Consider the following 18,612-nt stretch of genomic DNA (forward strand, 5'->3'; position numbering starts at 1 on the left):
CGGGGTCGTGCCGGGTCGGCTATCATAGGCGAGGCAAATTTTGACGAACCTGACCGCACAGCTGGAGGACGAGCGAGTGATTATGCCCCAGGCGAGCACCTATGTGAGAATTCCCGACGACGCGGCTTTTCGCGGCGAGACCGGGCCACTTCCCGCCGGGGTGCGCCGCGTGACCCCCGACGCCTTGGGCGCCATCCGACTCATGGACGGGCCGATTGCGCGCAACGCCGAGGGAAAAGTCCAGGTGGCGGCCTTCGATTTCGACGGCACGTGCATCCAGGGCAACTCGCCGGTCATGCTCGTCCGCTACCTGGTGCGCCGGCGCATGCTGTCACCCTCGGTGGTGGCCCGCATTCTCAGTTGGGCCTTCGCCTACAAGACGCGCCTGCCCCAGAACGAGGCCTGGGTGCGGGGGCTAGTGTTCCGCGCGTTCGCGGGGCGGCCGGTCGCGGAGGTGAACGGGTTTCTGCGCGACTTCTACGACCAGGTCATCGACCGGCGTTTCCGCGCCGATGCCGAGGCCGAGATGGCGGCCCACGAGGCGGCGGGGCATGCCGTGGTGTGCGTGTCGGCCACCTTCGAGCCCATCATCGCCGCGGCCATGGAGCGCCGCCCCATCCAGTACGCCATCGCCACGCGCATGAGGGTCGACTTCCAGGGCAACTATACCGACGAGGTGGAGGGCGAGCCCATCGAGGGCCCCGAGAAGGTGGTGGTGCTCCGTCGCCTGTGCGACGAGCTGTTCGGCGCGGACGGCTGGGAGCTCGCCTGGGCCTACGGCGACCATCATTCCGATAGGGCCATGCTGGCCGCTGCGAAGAGCGCCTACGCGGTCACGCCGGATCGGCCCCTTACGCGCACGGCCAACGCCCAGGGCTACGATATCTTGGAATGGTAGGGCGCGCGAGGATAGTTGCGAAGCGGCGATGGCGGCGATCGCGCGGCGGCAGCGGCGATGGTGCGCGGTAGCGGGGCGCAATGGTGGCGCGGCGGCCGATAAATTTTCTCCCGCGAAATACGAAAATACTCTTGGCAATCGTACTTATGTACGATAAAATGGCGGCAGAACACGATCGGGGCCCTGAAAGCCCCCAGCATTTGAGAGGTAACGGCCATGTTAGAGAATATCAACACGTCCCCTAATTCCCGCGACGATGGCGCGGGCACTCCGGAAAACTACCTGTCTCGCGCAGTGGCCGCCTGCGAGGCCGGCGACGCGCGCCTCGGGCTCCATCTGTACCTGGCCGCCTTCGAGCAGGCCGCCGAGCAAAGCGACGCCCCCTCCGAGGACGCTATCATGGGTCTCAAGCAGGCATGGCGCGTGGCCTGCTCCACCAAGGAGCGCGCTCTGGCCGAGTACATTTTCGAGCGGCTCGAGCCCTACCTGTCCGATGACGAGGTGCAGGCCTGCGTGGAGCAGCTGCAGGTGCTCGCCATGGAGCGCCTCGAGGGCATCGGTCTTTCCGGCGATGATCTCATGGAAATGACGGAGGCCCTTTCCGGCGACTTCATGGAAATGGTGGGGCCGATGATGGCCGCCGCCGTTCACGGCGAGGACGCGGCCATGGCCCAGGCCGAGGCGCTGGCAGCGCCGTCGGGGGCCGCTCCGGCGGGGGAGGAGGCCTCCCAGCCCGTCGATATCTTCTCCTACGACAGCATCTCCGGCTACGGCGCCGCCGTGGCGCGCATGCGCTCTTTGGGCGTGGGCCTGGCCGGCACTCCCGAGTTCGACGATTTCGTCGCCATGCTGAACTCCCGCCACGGGCTGGACGCCATGCCAGTCGTCGACAGCCTTCTGTTCTGCTCGCCGGCCCGGGAGGATGCGAGCCGCTTCATGCTGGCCACGGTGGGAGAGCTGGGACTACCGGCCATCCGCATGCGCATGGAGGAGACCTTCCAAGGCGTGCCCATGCTCTGCGTCAGCGCCCAGGCCACCGATGCCGAGAAGCTCGCCAGCCTGCGCCACGGCTTTGCGGGCCCGGGCATCCTGGTGCTGGAGGATCTCGATCTGTGGGGAGCGCCGGTCATCGATGCCGCCGACGACATGGCGGGCTTCTTCATGGCCGCCATGTCCCGGGGCGCACGGGAGGCGGTGAACCTCATCCGCCAGGCGGTGGAGAACCCCGACGTCTACGTGCTGGCCTCCGCCTCGTCGCTCGAGGCCATCGATCCGTTCTTCGCGGAGCTTCTGTTCCCCCTCACCTGCGTCGATATCGACTATCCCACCGCTGAGGAGCGCGCCGACATTTGGATGGATATCGCCCGCGACCACCCCTCCATCCGATCGGTGAGCCGCGACGAGCTGGTGCGCCTTTCGGCGAACCTGCCGCGCTACGACATCTACATGGCGGCCCGCGAGGCCATCGAGGAAGCCTACAAGCAGGGCCTTGTGGAACGCCGCTACATTCCGGTGTCCCGCGAGAACCTTTTCGACAAGCTCGCCGCCTACCAGCCGCTCGATTCCGCCGAGTACGCCGAGCTCGAGCGCCTCGTCGTCTCCGACTTCTCCGCCTCCTTGGGCGATTTGAACGACTTGGTGGGATAGCCGAGGGTGCGCAAGTGAACGAGAAGGAGCGAAGTCTCAGACCTCGCTCCTTTTGTCTGCGGCAAAGTGCAGCCAGGGGCGGGCGAATGGCTGCGCATTAGGGCGACGCGACGCTTTCCAGAAGGGCGGCTGTCGCGCGAATTGGTCGCGTTTTCGCTGACGCATCGTAACGTCGATCGTTTTCTTCTGGGTTGTTTGCATGGAATGCGAAAGGGAGGTGTCATTATTGATGAGCAAGGGCGATGGGCGAAACAGCTGTTGGATCGAGAAGGGCGTCTCTCTCGATGACTTCGTGGCCGCGATGCTCGCCCGCGGCGACGAGCTGTACCGCGACCTGCCCTGGCGCCACGTGGACGACCCCTACGCGGTGCTCGTCTCGGAGATCATGCTGCAGCAGACCCAGGTGGCGCGCGTCGGCCGCTTCTGGGAGCGGTTCTTGTCGGCGTTTCCCACGGTGGATGCCCTGGCGGCCGCCGCTGTGCCCGATGTGCTCGAGCTGTGGCAGGGCCTCGGTTACAACCGTCGCGCCCTGGCGCTCAAGCGCACGGCCGACAGGTGCGCCGCCGAGGGGGCCGGTCGGCTTCCGGAGACCTACGAAGGGTTGCTGGCGCTGCCCGGCATCGGTCCGGCCACAGCGGCGGGGGTGGTGGCCTTCGCCTATCAGCGGCCGGCCGTCTATCTGGAGACCAACGTGCGCTCGGTGTTCTTGCACGAGCTCTTTCCCGAAGAGGAGGCCGTAAGCGACAAGGTGCTTCTGCCCCTGGTCGAGGCCGCCGCTTTCCACCCGGCTGCCGCAGCCGACCCGCGCCGCTGGTACTACGGCCTGCTCGACTACGGCGCGCATCTGAAGGCCACGGTGCCGAACCCCTCCCGGCGCAGCGCCGGCCACAGCCGCCAGTCGGCCTTCGAAGGCTCCCGCCGCCAGAAGCGGGCCTGGATCACCCGCCGCGTGCTCGCCGCTCCCGAGGGCGTTTCCCGCGCGGCCGTGCTCGCCGACCTGAACGCGGCCGAGCTTGCTAGCGGTCGTCCCGAGGTGGATCCGCCGCTCTTCGATTCCATCGTCGCCGACCTCCTTACCGAGGGCTTCTTCCGCGAGGAAAACGATACGTTGACCCCCTGAGGGAAGAAAGGGTTTGCTGTGGGTTTCATCGAGTTGTTCCTGACGGGTGTCGGGCTTTCCATGGACGCCTTCGCCGTGGCCATCTGCAAAGGTCTCGGCATGCGGAAGATACGTTGGCGCGATGCGCTGGTGATCGCCCTGTTCTTTGGCGGCTTTCAGGCGCTCATGCCGCTTATCGGTTGGGCGGCAGGCTCGCTGTTCGCCAGCACCATCACCGCCGTCGACCACTGGATTGCTTTCGGGCTTCTCGCCTTCATCGGCGGCAAGATGCTCTGGGACGCCTTCCACGAGGAGGACTCCCCGTGCGTGTGCGGGCGCGATTGCGCGACGTGCCCGCGCCGCGGAGGCGCCGATTGCGACGATCCCGAGGCGGCGCGGCAGGCGCCGATCGCCCCGCCCCTCGATTATCGCGAGCTTGTCATGCTCGCCATTGCCACGAGCATCGACGCTTTGGCCGTGGGCATCACCTTCGCCTTCCTCGGTGTGAGCATCTGGGTCGCCATCGCGATCATCGGTGTCACCACTTTCGTGCTGTCGCTTGTCGGCGTCGTGGTCGGCAACCAGTTCGGCTCGCGTTTCGAGAAGCCCACCACCATCGCCGGCGGCATCGTCCTCATCCTCATCGGTCTGAAAATCCTCATCGAGCACCTCACCGGCTAACGCGTCCCTGCGTGTCGCGGCCCTAGCCGACCGGTGCGCTCTCGCAGCTGTCCGATCCCCGCAGTCGCCCAATTGCCCTCACCAGCCGACGCGTCCGATCCTGCACTTTTTAAAATCCGCAGGTGAATGCCGCTTCGACTCCGAAATGGTCGACTTGCTGAGGGGAAATCCCTCGAAAATGCCACTTTAACCTAGAAATGGCCAGAAAGATAGGAGGGGGATGAGCCATTTCGGGGTCGAAGTGGCATCTACCTGCCATGTTTCCGATACGTACCCGCTTGCATTCGTTCTCGGCGATTGACGCGATGCATACTTGTCGAATTCCGAAACTTACCTCCAGAACTCCGCAATCGAATCGGGTGCAAGAAGCAACCTGCGAAGCTGCATTCGGCTATCTCGGCAATGCGCCGTCTCCGGACGGCTTCGCACGCCAAGTTCACGGCGGACGTTATCTGCGAATTGGGAAAACAGTGCGGCGGAAGAAACGATGGAACGATTGGCGATCATGACGCGATAGCCGATGGACTCGAGATCGTTACGCCTCCGGGCGTCATGCTCTGTCTTTTTCGGCGTGCTGTGGTGCTTGAAGCTGTCGTATTCGACGATGAGCTGCTTGTCGGGCCAGAATAAATCCGGGTAGAAATTGTGCTGGGCGACAAGGTGCGCTTCGCGGGACTTGGGCGCGATCGGTTGGTTGGCAACGGGCTTGGGGAGGCCGTAGCCTCCAAGCTTGCGGGGCAGGCAGAGAAACAGGTAGAGAATGGTCTCATAGGGGGAGCCTAGGTGGTCGATGGCGAGATCGATGGCCCTGAGCGCCTTCGATGCTCCACGAATTTGTTGATGAGCGTGAAGGAACGCACGCATCTCTCGCAACGATGTGAGCGGTACTGCCGAGGTGACAACGTCTTCGGGTTTGGAGGCGAAGCGGTAGTTGCCGCTCAGGGCGCATGCGAGCTCAGTGAGTTGCGCGAGAGGCAGCTCGCCGGCGAACTGCGCCAGGCACATTGCCGGTGAAACTGTGGCAAGCTTAGGGGCAATTCCCCATACCGTGCCTTTGTTGCCGAGTTGGCGATCGATGTGGGAAACGCAGCGCAAGACGCGGCAGCGCTCGGATGGAGACCCGACGGCAATGTGAAGCGGTTCGGTGAAGAAGCTTCCTCGATTCAGCCAGAAATCAACGTCCTTCGCCGCAACGCCGACGGCGCCCTTCTTGGACTTGAGCGTCCGGTCGTAGCATGTGGGCGCAGCATTGGTTTCGGCCATATGTGACCATAGTTCAAGGGAGCTTTTATGTGCTAGCGTGCATTCCATGAGCCCACGATACCAGGTCTCAATTCCGTGTCAATACGATTTGAAATAATGTGCAAAACTCTTGGTAAATCGGGAATTTAACGAGACATCAATGCGGTTTCAACGCGAATTTGGCGAGAATGAGAGTAGACGAGATGACGAAAGAGTGGAAAGTCGTTTCGAGATGGTGGATAACGTACCCTGAAGGATGCTTTGCCGGAAAAGCATCCCGGAAACGCTTTGTTGATGCTGTCGTGTTCGCCCAAGGCTCAGCAACCGAAGAGCACGTGAAAGAGATCGGAACGGGGCTGTTTCAAAGCCGTTCGGGCGCCGACGCGCTATGATGATCGCAGACAACACGCGACGTCGCGTTCTGGCATGCAGCATCGCGAGCGACGTGCGACGCGGCTCGCGATTAGTGGCGCAGTGATTGGCGCGCGACATCGCAAATGACGCACAACAGATTGGTTTAACATGAGCTACGAGAACTCCATCGCTTTTTTGGGTCCTGCCGGAACGTACTGCAACGAAGCGGCTTTGCGTTTCGCCGCCCGTCTCGGCATCGACGACCCCGATCTGGTGGAGTGCGCTTCTTTCGACGAGGTTTTCGATTGCGTCGACGATGGGACGGTGCGCTTCGGCGTCGTCGGCAAGGAGAATTCGCTGGAAGGTCCCGTCACGGCGACGCTCGACAACTTCGCCTTCCGCACCGACTCGGTTATCCTGGCCGAGGAGGTGATCGATGTGCGCCATTGTCTGGCGATGCATCCCGAGGCCGCTCGATCCGACATTCGCAGGATCGCCTCCCATCCGCAGGGCATCGCGCAGTGCCGCCGCTTTCTGGCGGAGCATTTTAAGGGCGTTTCAACGCTTTCCGTGGCCTCAACGGCCGAAAGCGCGCGGATGGCGGCCGGCGATCTTGCCACGGCGGGCATCTGCAACCCCCTTGCCGCTCGGTTGCACGGCGCGCGCGTGGTCGCGGAGTCGATACAGGACAACCCCGAGAACCAGACCGCTTTCGCATTGGTGGGTCGCCTGGTCGATGCCGAGCTTTTGCGGGGTTCGCGCTACAAGACGTCGCTGGCGCTCTTTTTGCGCGCGGACAAGCCCGGTGCCCTACAGATGATTCTTTCCGAATTCGCCTACGCGGGCATCAACCTGACGATGCTGCAGTCGCGTCCGACAAAAAAGCAGCTGGGAGATTACATGTTCTTCGTTGAGCTTGACGGGTCAATGCATGATATCGACGTTCAGACTGCCCTCGATTGCCTGCGGCTGAAGTTGCGCGAGGTTAAGGTGCTCGGCAGCTATCCGGTGGAGTAACGAGCGATCGCCTCGGTTTGTCGGCGACGGGTCGTTAGTCGCGCAAGGTGCTTTCACCGTCGATGTGCGGTAGCCGGGCGGCTGTTCCCGCTCTCTGTTTCGAGCAAGTGGTCGGTAGATGCCACTTCGACCCCGAAATGGACGGGAGCCCACCTTCCTTTTTGGCCATTTCTAGGTCGAAGTGGCATTTTCGCGTGCTTTTTCTTTGGCCCGTCGACCATTTCTGGGTCGAAGTGGCATCTACGCGGCAAATACCGAAGACGAGAGAGCGGGCGACCCGCGATTCTTTCGTGCGGCAAAGCGGAGTTGCGGCTGAGGGCGCTATCGCAAGCGGCATGTCTTGGTCGCGCAGTCGTCTGCCGCCGCTAGCGAATTCGGGCATGCAAGGGGATTGCGGCCGACAGCTCGCCAGAGCCGCGCGAGCAGGGCCTTCCCGCCGACGGCGCAAATCGGGCGCGAACGGCGCGGCGCCGAAAATGCCTTGTTACCAGCAGGGGAGCGCGTAACATTTTCTCGCCGCTGGTAGATGATTTGACCGTTTGTGACCCATTGTGCAGCTTTTGTGGCGATCGAACGGATAATCTAACGCCTGCATGTAAGAGAGACGAGACACCTATAAGGAGGTGTACGCATGGAAAATCAGGCAACGATGTCAGACTTTGACAGCATCCTTGCCTCGCGTGGCGTTACCCGTCGCAGCTTCATGAAGCTGTGCGCCGGCATCGCCGCCGCAGCCGGGCTCTCCCAGCTCGCGGTTCCGCGCGTGGCGCAAGCTCTGGAAGAGTCTGTTATCGGCGCGACGTCCGGCAACCTGTATCCGGTCATCTGGATCGAGGGTGCTTCCTGCACCGGTTGCACGGAGTCCTTCGCCCAGGTGGAGACTCCCGATGTCGCATCGGTCGTGCTCGACATGATCTCCCTGAACTACTCGGAGACCCTGTCGGCCGCCGCTGGCCACTCCATGGAGGAGGCCAAGGCCCAGACCATCGCGGCAGGCAACTACATTCTCATCTACGAGGGCGCCGTGCTCGAGGCCTTCGACGGCAACGCTCTGCGCGTGGCCGGCGAGACCGGCATCACGGCCCTTGTGGAGGCTGCCGAGTCGGCCAACGCCGTTGTGGCGGTCGGCTCCTGCGCCGTGAACGGCGGCTGGATGGCCGCTGCCCCCAACCCGGCCCAGGCCCTTGGCGTCCAGCAGTACCTGAAGAAGGTCGGCGTCGCCACGCCGGTCGTCAACGTTCCGGGCTGCCCCGTGAACCCCGAGTGGGTCATGTCCGTGCTCGTGGACGTCGTGGTCATGAAGGACATGGACCTGCTGGTGAACCGTCTGAACGAGTTCAACATGCCGGGCGATCTGTTCAACCAGACCATCCATGACAACTGCGAGCGTCGCGGCCACTTCGAGAATGGCGAGTTCGTCTACGAATTCGGCTCGAAGGAAGAGGAGATGGGCTACTGCCTGTATCCCGTCGGCTGCAAGGGCCCGCAGACCCGCGCCCTGTGCGGCGTCACGCTGTGGAACAACCGCCGCAGCTGGTGCGTGCAGTCCGGCGCCCCCTGCATCGGCTGCTGCGAGGCCAACCCGAACAACCCGGGCGACAACTGGGCCGAGGTGAACACCCCGTTCTACAAGCGCATGCGCGACCTGCGCATCGGTCCTCTGAGCCTGCAGCCCACCACCATCGCCGTGACCATCACCGGCATCGTGGCGGCGGCGCTCGTGGTGCACGGCTTCGGCATGAAGCTCTCCGGCCGCATGGACGGCGGCGCTCCGTTCGAGAAGATCCGCAAGTGGGATGCCAAGCATCCCGACCAGGAGATCGGCACCTACGCCGACCCGGTCGCCGGCGGCCCGGTTCTCGACGACGAGCTGCTGCAGAAGAACGCCGAACCCCGTAACAACGATTAAGAAGGAGGTGAGCTGACTTGACACGTTCTGTTATTGATCCCATTACCCGTATCGAGGGCCATCTCCGCGTCGAGATGGAGGTCGAGAACGGCGTGGTCGCCGACGCCTGGGTGTCCGGCGGCTGCTTCCGCGGCATGGAGCTCGTCGTGCAGAACCGCACCCCCGAGGATGCGGCCCAAATCGTCGAGCGCATCTGCGGCGTGTGCCCCGTTTCGCACGCGCATGCCTCCTCGATCGCCGGTGACAAGGCCTACGGCATCACCATTTCGAACAACGCCCGCATCGTGCGTAACCTGCTGGAGGGCGCTCAGTTCCTGCACAGCCATATCCTGTGGCTGTACAACCTGGCGGCTCTCGATTACGTGAACCCGCTGAATGCGCTTCAGGCCAACGTCGACGACGCCTACGCCGTGGCCCTGGAGAACGGCCTGGCGCTGCACTCCGACCTCAACCAGCTCTACGAGAAGCTGGCGGCCTTTGCCGACAACGGCCAGCTGTCCATCTTCTCGGGCAACTGGTTCGACGCCGACGGCGGCGAGGCCTACGTCGACAACCCTGAGGCGAACCTGATCCTCACCTCCCATTACCTGGAGGCCCTGAAGATGCAGGCCCGCTCCTCCGAGATGGCGGCGCTGCTCGGCGGCAAGATGCCCCACGTCATGACCTCCATTCCCGGCGGCAACATGTGGGTGCCCACCGAGAGCAAGCTCGACGATCTGCTCGCCATGGCCACCGAGGTCCGCGACTGGGTCAACGACACCGTCCTCGCCGACACCGTGATGCTCGCCAAGCTCTATCCCGAGGTGCTCACCTTCGGCAAGGGCTGCGGCCGCTACATCGCCTGGGGCGTCTTTGAAGGCCCCGACTGGCCCTACGGCGACAACTACACCGAGCAGATGCTCAACCGCTACCTGCCCATGGCCGTCCTGGACGAGCAGTTCCAGGCGTCGGACGTGCAGGAGAACCTCATCACCGAGTACATGGGCCGTTCCTGGTACAAGGGCAGCGAGACCTACACCTCGCCGTACTTCGTCACCGATCCGGACTTCACCGAGTACAACGTCGACGACCGCTACAGCTGGGTGAAGGCCCCCGCCTACGACGGCAAGCCCATGGAGGCCGGCTCCATGGCCCGCATCTTCGCGGCCTACGTGCGCGGCGTGCCCTTCATCAAGGAGCAGGTCGACGCCGTTCTCGGCATCCTCGGCGCCAAGCCGGGCGACCTGGCCGCCTTCCAGTCCACCCTGGGACGCACCGCCATCCGCCAGATCGAGACCATCTACATCGCCAACCTCATGGTGGAATGGGTCAACGAGCTCGCCGAGGCCATTAAGGGCGGCGACTCCGAGTACTTCCGCGAGCCTGCCCGTCTCACCGGCGAGGGCACGGGCTTCTGGGAGGCCCCCCGCGGCGCGCTCTACCACTCCGAGAAGGTGGTCGACGGTAAGATCGAGGGCTACCAGATCATCATCCCGTCCACGTGGAACCTGGCTCCCATCAACGGCGACGGCGAGCACGGCCCGCTCGAGCAGGCGCTCATCGGCGTTCCGGTGGCCGACATCGAGAAGCCCATCAACGCCCTGCGCACGGTTCACTCCTTCGACCCCTGCACCGCTTGCGCCGTGCATGTCACGGAGCGCGGTACCGGCAAGCACTTCGAGACCGTCACCAGCCCTTGGGGGGTGAAGTAAGATGGCCCATCTCGCTCACTACAAAGAGGCCCACCCTCTTATCTTCGTGGTGACCCACTGGATCAACCTGATCGCCATGGTCATGCTCATCCTGTCGGGCATCATCATCCACTTCCCGGTGCTGCCGTTCCTCACGGGCATCGCCCGCGGCTGCCATCTGTTCTTCGGTTTCGTGCTGTTCATCAACTGCGTGGCCCGCGTCATCATGGCCTTCTTCGTGAAGACCGCGCCGACCGGCGGCACGCGCCAGCAGGTGACCGACTTCAAGACCTGGCTGCCCCAGAAGGACAACCGTCATCAGGCCCTGGAGTGGATCAAGTACTACCTGTTCCTGAAGAAGGATCATCCCCTGGGCGCCAAGCTCGGCGTGCCGCAGAAGATCAGCTACCTCTTGATCCCGATCCTCATCGTGCTGATGTTCTGGACGGGGCTCTGCCTGTGGGGCGTGACCATGAACGTGCCCGTGTTCGCCGCGACGACGAACCTCGTGGGCGGTCTCATGTCCATGCGCATCATCCACTACTTCGGCATGTACGTGTTCATCATCTTCATGTTCATCCATATCTACCTGGTCAATGTTGAGGGCTTCGCCCCCACCAAGCTCATGTTCATTCGCAAGGAGCATGGCGGCCTGGTGTACGACCCCGACCTGCACAACATCGTTGGGGAGGACGCCGACCTCCACTAAGGGTCGCGCGCGCCGAAGTCGAAAGGGCGGTCTCGCAAGGGGCCGCCCTTTTTGTTGCGAGTCTTCCATTGGCGGGCCACGGGGTAGTGCTCAGTCGCTCAGACAGTCCTCGCTTTGGAGAACAGGACATTGAGTCCTGTTCTCGTCGCTGCGGAACTCGCTTGGTGAGCACCACCCCGTGTCCCTTTGCAAGTTAAACGCAATCGAGTGCAAGTTAAGAGGAGACGCAGCCGAGATAGTTGCTTGACCAAACGTTCCGAACCGTCAACAAGAGGAAGCAAACTTGCCGGGGTTGCGTTATGATTAACGGCAACTCTGTACACTTACCGACTGCAGGCGGAAAGGACCCGTTTCGTGCGGAATGTTCTGAAGATACTCAAGCGCGATCTTCTGCGTCTTTTGAAAACGCCGCAGGCGCTCGTGGTCGTGTTCGCCCTCATGGTGATTCCCTCGCTGTACACCTGGTACAACGTCATCGGGTTCTGGAACCCCTACGACAACACCGGCAACCTCACGGTCTGCGTGGTGAACCAGGACGCGGGCGGTTCCTCCGAGCTCACCGGCGAGCTGAACGTGGGGGAGCGCATCGTGGACCAGCTGCATGAGAACAACCAGCTGCACTGGGAATTCACCGACTACGACGCGGCCATGAACGAGCTGAAGAGCGGACGCGCCTACGCGGCCTATGTCATCCCCGAGCATTTCACCGCCGATCTGCTCACCATCACCACCGGAAGCTTCACGCAGCCCAAGATCGAGTACTACGTGAACGAGAAATCGGGCCCGGTGGCGCCCAAGATCACCGACACGGGCGCCACAACCTTGGACGAGACCATCAACTCCACCTTCGTCGCCACCGTAAGCGACGTGGTCGTCAAGACCATCGACGAGAAGGTGAACGAGGGGCGCGAGAGCACCAAGGAGATGCAGTCGAAGGCCGCGCAGAAGATATCGGAGGCCGTCGCCGCCACCGGCGAGGTGCGCCGCGTGCTCGCCGATTTGGGGGATGCGTCGAAGGCGGCCAAGGACAAGGCTGCCTCGGCCAAAGAGACGCTCTCCGAAGCGAGTGCCGGCATCGACGCGGCCGATAAGTCCTTAGGCCAGATGGGGGAGACCGCGACGGCCATGCAGAAGACCTTGAGCGACTTCTCCGCCTTCGCGCTGCCGGCCGTCACCGCCGGCCTCGACGACATCACCCAGGCGTCGAACGACGCCACCTCGGCCGCCGCGCGCCTCACCGCCGCCTTCGGCGAGGCCCAGGGAGGCATCCAGGCGGCGCTGGCCCAGGGAAGCGCCGCCGTGCAGGAGAGCGGCCAGCTGGCGTCCTCTGTGCGCGCGGCGGCGGGCTCCCTTCCCGCCGGCAGCAGCGAGCGCGCCGCCCTGGAGGCTCTGGCCGACTCCCTGGACGAGCGGACCCGGGCGGCCTCGACGGCCCTGGACGCGCTGACGGTCGCCAACGACCGCGCGCAGTCCTCGGCGGCCGCGCTCTCCGACGCGGCATCGGCCCTTGATGGCGCGGTGCGCCAGGCGACCAGCGGCGCGTCGGCCTATTCCACGACGTTGTTCGGCACCACGCTACCCGCCGTGAACGACGCGCTGGACGCGCTGGCCGAAACTTCGTCGGCCCTTTCCGGGGCCCTTGAGACCCAGCGGCTCCTCGTGGCCCAGACCGGGCTCGTCATCGACCAGCTGGACGCCACCATGGACACGGCCGCCTCAACGGTGGCCGAGACCGACCGGCTCTTCGCCGGCCTGGAAAGCGAGCTGGGCATCGTCTACAACGACGTGCTCGCCTTCGGCACCTCCGACGCGCTTTCCCGGCTCGTAGGCGAGGGCGGTCTTGACGCCGACAAGATCGCGGCGTTTATGGCGTCGCCCACCGAGGTGGTCACCGAGCAGCTCTATCCGCTGAACGCCTACGGCAGCGCCATGGCGCCCTTGTTCATGAACCTCACGTTCTGGATCGGCGCCTTCATGCTGCTCGTCATCATGCGCCAGGAGGCGGACGGCGAGGGCATCCCCGGCCTGACCCTGGCCCAGCGCTATTGGGGCCGGTATTTGTTCCTTGCGGCCATCGCCGTGATGCAGGCGGTCATCTGCTGTGTCGGGGTGCTCGCGCTCGGCGTGCAAACCGTCTCGGCGCCGGCGCTCATCTTCGCCGCGGCGCTGGCGTCGCTTGCCTACCTCTCCATCATCTACGCCTTCTCCGTCACGCTGCAGCATATCGGCAAGGGCATCTGCGTCGTTCTCGTGTTCGCCCAGATCCCCGGCGCCACGGGCCTCTATCCGATTGAGATGACCTCGCCGTTCTTCCAATCCATCTACCCGCTGTTCCCCTTCACCTACGGCATCGGGGCCATGCGCGAGGCCATCTGCGGCTTCTACGGCGGCCAGTACGTCTCCGACCTGCTCGTGCTAGCGCTGTTCCTCGTGCTGTTCATGGCGCTCGGGCTCCTCATCCGCCCCCTCATGGCGAACGTGAACCGCATGGTGGCCCGCCAGGTGCGCGACGGCGGCCTGTTCAACGGCGAGGACGTCGACATCCCCGTGCGCCCCTACCGCATCTCCCAGATCATGCGGGCGCTCTCCGACAAGGACACCTACGCCACGGCCTTGCAGCAGCGCTACGCGACGTTCAACCGCTGGTATCCGCAGCTCATGAAGGGCGCGCTCGTTTTGGGCGTGGCGGTGCCGGTGGTCCTTGCGGTCATCTTCGCCCTGACGCCGACTGAGAAGGTGTGGCTGCTCACGGGCTGGCTCATTTGGATCATCGTCATTTTCGTGGCGCTCGTGGTCATCGAGAGCCTGCGCTTCAGCTTCGAGCGGCAGCTGAAGCTGGAGAGCCTCTCCGACGCGAGCCTGATCGACCTGTACGGCGCCACGGCGGACGTGGAGCGAGCCGCCTGCATGGATGCGCGCGACGCGGGCTTCGGCGATCGGGAGCGCGCGTGCGCTCGCGATGCCGCGCGCGACGGTGCGGAAGGGGAGGAGGCCCGTCATGAATAACGTCTGGCGCCTGTTCCGCTTCGATCTGGGCCGCTTGAAGGCCAACGTCATGTCCATCATCATCACGCTGGGCCTCGTTCTCGTGCCCTCGCTGTTCGCCTGGTACAACATCATCGCCTGCTGGAACGTCTTCGACAACACGGGCAACCTCACGGTGGCCGTGGCCAACACCGACGAGGGCTACCAGAGCGACCTCATCCCGCTGCGCATCAACATCGGCGACCAGGTCGTCTCCGCCCTGCGGGCCAACGACCAGATAGACTGGCAGTTTACCGACGAGAATGACGCCATCGACGGCGCGAAGTCGGGGCGCTACTACGCCGCCGTGGTGATTCCGAAGAGCTTCAGCCGCGACATGCTCACCTTCTACACGGGCGACGCCGGCCATGCCGATATCGTCTACTACGCCAACGAGAAGAAGAGCGCCATCGCGCCGAAGATCACCGACCAGGGAGCCGATTCGGTGTCCTACCAGGTGAACGCCGTGTTCGCCCAGACGCTCTCGGAGGTGTCGCTCTCGCTGGCCGAATCGCTTTCCAGCTTCGCCGACGAGGACGACTGGGACGGCCGCATCGCGGTGGTGGCCGACCATGTGCGCGAGATGGCCGACGCCTTCGACGACGCGTCCGGGGTGCTTTCGCTCTACGGCTCGCTGGCTCGCTCCTGCGAGGATCTCTCGCGCCATTCGGCCGACCTGGCCACCCAGGCCTCCACGGCCCTGGACGAGACGCTGTCCGCCGCGACGGGGCGGGCCGACGCGGTGCCGGCCACGGTGGACGCTCTGAAGGGCTCGGCGGATACGCTCAAGAGCTCGCTGGCCGACAGCGCCGCCGCCTTCGGGGCGGTATCCGATTCCGTCGACGCGCTGTTCGATGCGGCCTCCGGGGACAGTAAGGACATTGCCGGCGACTTGCGCGCCCAGGCCGACGCGCTTGCGTCCCATGCGACGGTGTACCGCCAGGTGGCCGACAGCTTGGAAGGCGCCGCTCCGTCGCTGCCCGAGAGCCTCCGGCCCCAAGTGACCGCCTTGGCCGGCCGCGCGAGGGCGGTGGCGTCCCAGGCGGATTCCATGGCCGCGAGCCTGCGGACGGCCGCCGATAAGCTGGAGGCGGGCGACACCGATCTTTCCGCCGAGCGCGATGCCGCGAAGGCCAAGGCGGCCGAGGCCGCCGCCTCCGTCAATTCCATCAAGGACGATTACGAGGCGCATGTGGCGCCGGGGCTCGCCTCGCTGGCAGAGCAGGCCGCCTCCATGGCCGATGCGCTCTCCGGCGTTTCCGACGACCTGAAGGGCGTCGGCGGCGAGCTGTCCTCCTCGGCCACCTCGGCGGCCGATGTCATGGCCGGCACCGCCGATAAGATCGCCGAGACCACCGAGAAGCTCAAAGGCGTCTCCTCGGGGCTGCGGGAGATGGCCTCCGATATCGACGGCGCCATCGCCTCGGGCGACCGCGACGCCCTGCGCGCGGTGCTCGGCTCCGACGTGTCGGCCCTTTCGAAGGCGCTGGCGAGCCCCGTGGGCGTCGAGCGCATCGCGGTCTTCCCGGTGGAGAACTTCGGCAGCGCCATGGCGCCGCTCTACACGACGCTGGCCCTCTTCATCGGGTCGCTTCTCATTCTCGTGGTGTTCAAGCCGAAGGCGGACCTACGCATCCAGAAGGAGGCGGGGCTTGTGAACCCGAAGCCGCGGCAGCTGTTCTTCGGCCGCTTCGCCGTCATGGCCGTGGTGTCGCTGGCCCAATCGACGGTCATGGCGCTGGGCAATCTGTTCTTCCTCGACGTGCAGGTGACCTCGCCATGGCTGTTCATGGTGTGCTTCTGGGGCGCGGGCCTTGTGTTCACGTTCATCATCTACGCGCTGGTGGTGTCCTTCGCCAACCTCGGCAAGGCCATCGCGGTGCTTCTGCTCATCGTGCAGGTGACCGGCTGCGGCGGCTCGTTCCCGCTGCAGATCATGCCCGATTTCGTGCAGGCCCTCTCTCCCTGGCTTCCCGCCACCCACGTGGTGAACGCCATGCGAAGCGCCATGATGGGCACCTACGGCGGCGACTTCTGGGCTCAGATGGGCGCACTCGCCCTGTTCCTCATCCCGGCGGCGCTCTTGGGCCTGGTGCTCCGCAAGCCCCTAGAGAAGTTCATGGAATGGTACGTGGAAAAGGTGGAGAGCTCGAAGCTCATCAGCTAGCGCGCGCTGCGCGACCGAAGCGACCCCCATTCCTCATTCTTCCCTTTTTTGGCAGTGAATGCCACTTCGACCCCGAAATGGCAAGCCAAATGCCAGTTGAAGGGCGAAATGGTCGAAAAAACTCTGGTATGTCGCCGAAAAATCGACCATTTCGGGGTTGAAGTGGCATTTATCCCCGAAAATTGGAAAACGAGAGATGAGACGGTCTTGTTGAATACAGCTGGAACCCGGATAGGATGCCCTGGCAATGATAAGGCGGGATTGGAAATAACGGCGAGCGCACGGAGGGGCCACCCGACGTGCCGCCGATCAACGAGAGGAAAGATGGACGACATGGGCGAGCCATTGACCGACGAGCAGATTGCCGAAGAGGAGAAGTTTCTCGCGGGTTTGCCGCGGGTGAACCTGGGGGCGCTGTTTTTGGCGCCTGTGTGGGGGCCGGCCCATGGGATGTGGGCGGCGTTCCTCTTCTTCGTCGCGTGGCTGTTCGCGGACAACGTGATTTACGCGGCCACGGTGGAGCCGACGGTGATGAACGTGGTGCTGGCCGTGCTCATGGTCGCGGGCTTGGTGGCCGCTACCGTGGTGTTCGCCATTGTGGCCCAGCCTTTCGCGGCGCACCGGACCGAGAACATGGGGGTGAGCCGCGAGACCTACCTGCGGCGGGAGCGCATCTGGGCCGTTGTTGGCGCGATCATCGCCGTGGCCATCGTGGCGTTTGCCACCTGGTACAATTTGGATCTGCGCCCGACGCTGGATACCTGGGCCTAAGGAGGCAGCATGGAAGCGAGCGAGCGCACGGCGGCGGTGTTCTTCGTCGGGAACCGGCTCATGCTGGACGACGGGGTGGGCCCGGCGGCCTACGACGAGATACTTGCCGGCTATGACATCCCCGAGAACGTGACGCTGGTGGACGTCGGCTGCATGTCGCTGGACATGCTGCCCTACGTGGAGCGTTGCGATGTCATCCTCACGGTGGACGCCGTGGACGGCACGGGCGACGCGCCGGGCACGGTGTACCGTTTCGAGCCGGATGCCATGGCGCGCCACTCGGGCCCCGAGGCGTCGCTGCACGATTTGAAGCTCGTCGATTTGTTCGATGCCGCCTCGCTCATGGGATACGAGGCCGAGGGCTTCTGCCTGGGCATGCAGGTGGGCAATCCCTCCCCGGAGCAGTTCGTTGTGGGGCTCACCCCCGAATGCGCCGCCGCCCTGCCCCTGCTGGTGGAAACCGTCGTGGCCGAGCTGCACCGCCGCGGCTTCCCCTTGCAGAAGAAATAGAAGGGGCGACCAAGGTCGCCCCCTACGGGGGTAAGACGGCGACTATCCGCTATGGAAGGGGAAAGGGTCCTACCCCCACTGGCCTCGGGTGGGGCACAGATCGCCGACGATGCAGTCGGCGCAGCGGGGGTTGCGGGCGCGGCAGAACTCGCGGCCGAAATGCACCCACTGGTGGTTGATGAACAGCCACTGCTCGCGCGGGTACACCTTCAGAAGGATGTCCTCCACCTTCTGCGGCGTGTCAGCTGAGGGCCCGGCCAGCTTCAGCCGATGGGCGATGCGGAAGACGTGGGTGTCCACGGCGATGCCCTGGGGATCCTTGAAGGCCTCGCACATGACGCAGTTGGCGGTCTTGCGGCCCACGCCGGGCAGCTTCTGCAGCTCATCCACGTCGGCGGGCACCTCACCGCCGAAATCCGCCGTCACCATTTGGGCGAGCGCCACGAGGTTCTTTGCCTTGCTCCGGAAGAACCCCAGCGAGTGGATGATCTCCGCCACTTCGTCGGAGGAGGCGGTCGCCATGGCCGCTGGGGTAGGGAAGGCCGCGAACAGGCGCGGCGTCACCTTGTTCACGGCGGCGTCGGTACACTGGGCCGACAGCACCACGGCCACGGTGAGCTCGAAGGGCGTGCGATAGTCCAGCGACGCTTTCCCAGGCCCGTAGTGCTCGAACATGCGCTCCTCGATGGCCGCCGCCCGCTCCCGCTTGCTCGCCAGGGATTCCCGTGCCATGCTGCCTCCTTACCTTTTGCGCCGGCCTGCGTCGGCGCTGTGTCGTTTTCGCTATTGTCGCACAGCGCGGGCTCCTTCTCGAGGAATAGTTAGGGGAATCGCGGCGGGACGGTTTACTTCTTTGCTACTATTGGCCCCCCGTTCGCGTCGCTGCACGCCCCAGTGCGCTACACTGTGCGAGG

General features: G+C 64.3%; 14 protein-coding genes. 12 read left to right on the forward strand and 2 right to left on the reverse strand.

The annotated features are described in order from the left end of the window. The first annotated feature begins 40 nt into the window (after nt 1-40). The 4 genes from GO707_RS07060 to GO707_RS07075 all read left to right on the forward strand — a co-directional run bounded on the left by GO707_RS07060 (nt 41) and on the right by GO707_RS07075 (nt 4,325). Nucleotides 41-898 carry an HAD family hydrolase gene (locus GO707_RS07060; RefSeq protein ID WP_227069638.1) on the forward strand — a complete coding sequence of 286 codons (858 nt, stop codon included), beginning with the start codon at nt 41-43 and terminating at the stop codon, nt 896-898. Between the two features lie 216 nt (nt 899-1,114). Further along, entirely contained in the window at nt 1,115-2,545 is a 1,431-nt protein-coding gene (locus tag GO707_RS07065; protein WP_114540040.1) for an ATP-binding protein, read from the forward strand. 229 nt (nt 2,546-2,774) lie between these two features. Next, nucleotides 2,775-3,665 carry an HhH-GPD family protein gene (locus GO707_RS07070; RefSeq protein WP_114540041.1) on the forward strand — a complete coding sequence of 297 codons (891 nt, stop codon included), beginning with the start codon at nt 2,775-2,777 and terminating at the stop codon, nt 3,663-3,665. 18 nt (nt 3,666-3,683) lie between these two features. Next, nucleotides 3,684-4,325: a manganese efflux pump MntP gene (locus GO707_RS07075; RefSeq protein WP_114540042.1), complete on the forward strand. Its 642-nt coding sequence runs from the start codon at nt 3,684-3,686 to the stop codon at nt 4,323-4,325. 330 nt (nt 4,326-4,655) lie between these two features. Here GO707_RS07075 and GO707_RS07080 read toward each other — a convergent pair whose 3' ends face one another. After that, a complete protein-coding gene (locus GO707_RS07080; protein WP_161128419.1) occupies nt 4,656-5,588 on the reverse strand; it encodes a DUF559 domain-containing protein in 933 nt (310 codons plus the stop codon). 501 nt (nt 5,589-6,089) lie between these two features. Here GO707_RS07080 and pheA point away from each other — a divergent pair. From pheA to GO707_RS07120, 8 genes are all read left to right on the forward strand, one after another. Then, nucleotides 6,090-6,938: a prephenate dehydratase gene (pheA, locus tag GO707_RS07085; RefSeq protein WP_157012644.1), complete on the forward strand. Its 849-nt coding sequence runs from the start codon at nt 6,090-6,092 to the stop codon at nt 6,936-6,938. Between the two features lie 631 nt (nt 6,939-7,569). After that, on the forward strand, nt 7,570-8,847 hold the full coding sequence (locus GO707_RS07090; RefSeq protein WP_114540045.1) for a hydrogenase small subunit: 1,278 nt from the start codon (nt 7,570-7,572) through the stop codon (nt 8,845-8,847). A 17-nt stretch (nt 8,848-8,864) separates the two neighbouring features. Next, nucleotides 8,865-10,538: a nickel-dependent hydrogenase large subunit gene (locus GO707_RS07095; protein WP_022740096.1), complete on the forward strand. Its 1,674-nt coding sequence runs from the start codon at nt 8,865-8,867 to the stop codon at nt 10,536-10,538. Between the two features lies 1 nt (nt 10,539). Beyond that, on the forward strand, nt 10,540-11,226 hold the full coding sequence (locus GO707_RS07100) for a cytochrome b/b6 domain-containing protein (protein WP_157012645.1): 687 nt from the start codon (nt 10,540-10,542) through the stop codon (nt 11,224-11,226). A 354-nt stretch (nt 11,227-11,580) separates the two neighbouring features. Next, nucleotides 11,581-14,232, forward strand: coding sequence for a YhgE/Pip domain-containing protein (locus GO707_RS12590; protein WP_114548414.1), 2,652 nt, complete (start codon nt 11,581-11,583; stop codon nt 14,230-14,232). Beyond that, on the forward strand, nt 14,225-16,417 hold the full coding sequence (locus GO707_RS07110) for a YhgE/Pip domain-containing protein (RefSeq protein ID WP_114548415.1): 2,193 nt from the start codon (nt 14,225-14,227) through the stop codon (nt 16,415-16,417). Before GO707_RS12590 ends, GO707_RS07110 begins: the two co-directional genes overlap by 8 nt. Nucleotides 16,418-16,741: 324 nt before the next feature. Beyond that, nucleotides 16,742-17,188: a viscotoxin-A3 gene (locus tag GO707_RS07115; RefSeq protein ID WP_232325686.1), complete on the forward strand. Its 447-nt coding sequence runs from the start codon at nt 16,742-16,744 to the stop codon at nt 17,186-17,188. A gap of 9 nt (nt 17,189-17,197) precedes the next feature. Then, nucleotides 17,198-17,698 (forward strand): hydrogenase maturation protease, encoded by a 501-nt coding sequence (locus GO707_RS07120; protein WP_114548416.1) that lies wholly within the window; start codon nt 17,198-17,200, stop codon nt 17,696-17,698. Between the two features lie 69 nt (nt 17,699-17,767). Here the strand turns inward: GO707_RS07120 and nth are convergent, their stop codons facing one another. Beyond that, a complete protein-coding gene (gene nth / locus GO707_RS07125; RefSeq protein WP_114548417.1) occupies nt 17,768-18,430 on the reverse strand; it encodes an endonuclease III in 663 nt (220 codons plus the stop codon). Between the last annotated feature and the right edge of the window lie 182 nt (nt 18,431-18,612).

The sequence above is a fragment of the Adlercreutzia rubneri genome (genome assembly GCF_009755265.1).
GTDB lineage: Bacteria > Actinomycetota > Coriobacteriia > Coriobacteriales > Eggerthellaceae > Adlercreutzia > Adlercreutzia rubneri.

Bases quoted from the DNA above. Each gene is read 5' to 3' on its own strand.
- GO707_RS07065 (WP_114540040.1), top strand. From the start codon at position 1,115: ATGTTAGAGAATATCAACACGTCCCCTAATTCCCGCGACGATGGCGCG.
- GO707_RS07070 (WP_114540041.1), top strand. From the start codon at position 2,775: ATGAGCAAGGGCGATGGGCGAAACAGCTGTTGGATCGAGAAGGGCGTC.
- GO707_RS07080 (WP_161128419.1), bottom strand. From the start codon at position 5,588: ATGGCCGAAACCAATGCTGCGCCCACATGCTACGACCGGACGCTCAAG.
- pheA (WP_157012644.1), top strand. From the start codon at position 6,090: ATGAGCTACGAGAACTCCATCGCTTTTTTGGGTCCTGCCGGAACGTAC.
- GO707_RS07090 (WP_114540045.1), top strand. From the start codon at position 7,570: ATGGAAAATCAGGCAACGATGTCAGACTTTGACAGCATCCTTGCCTCG.
- GO707_RS07100 (WP_157012645.1), top strand. From the start codon at position 10,540: ATGGCCCATCTCGCTCACTACAAAGAGGCCCACCCTCTTATCTTCGTG.
- GO707_RS07110 (WP_114548415.1), top strand. From the start codon at position 14,225: ATGAATAACGTCTGGCGCCTGTTCCGCTTCGATCTGGGCCGCTTGAAG.
- GO707_RS07115 (WP_232325686.1), top strand. From the start codon at position 16,742: ATGGACGACATGGGCGAGCCATTGACCGACGAGCAGATTGCCGAAGAG.
- GO707_RS07120 (WP_114548416.1), top strand. From the start codon at position 17,198: ATGGAAGCGAGCGAGCGCACGGCGGCGGTGTTCTTCGTCGGGAACCGG.
- nth (WP_114548417.1), bottom strand. From the start codon at position 18,430: ATGGCACGGGAATCCCTGGCGAGCAAGCGGGAGCGGGCGGCGGCCATC.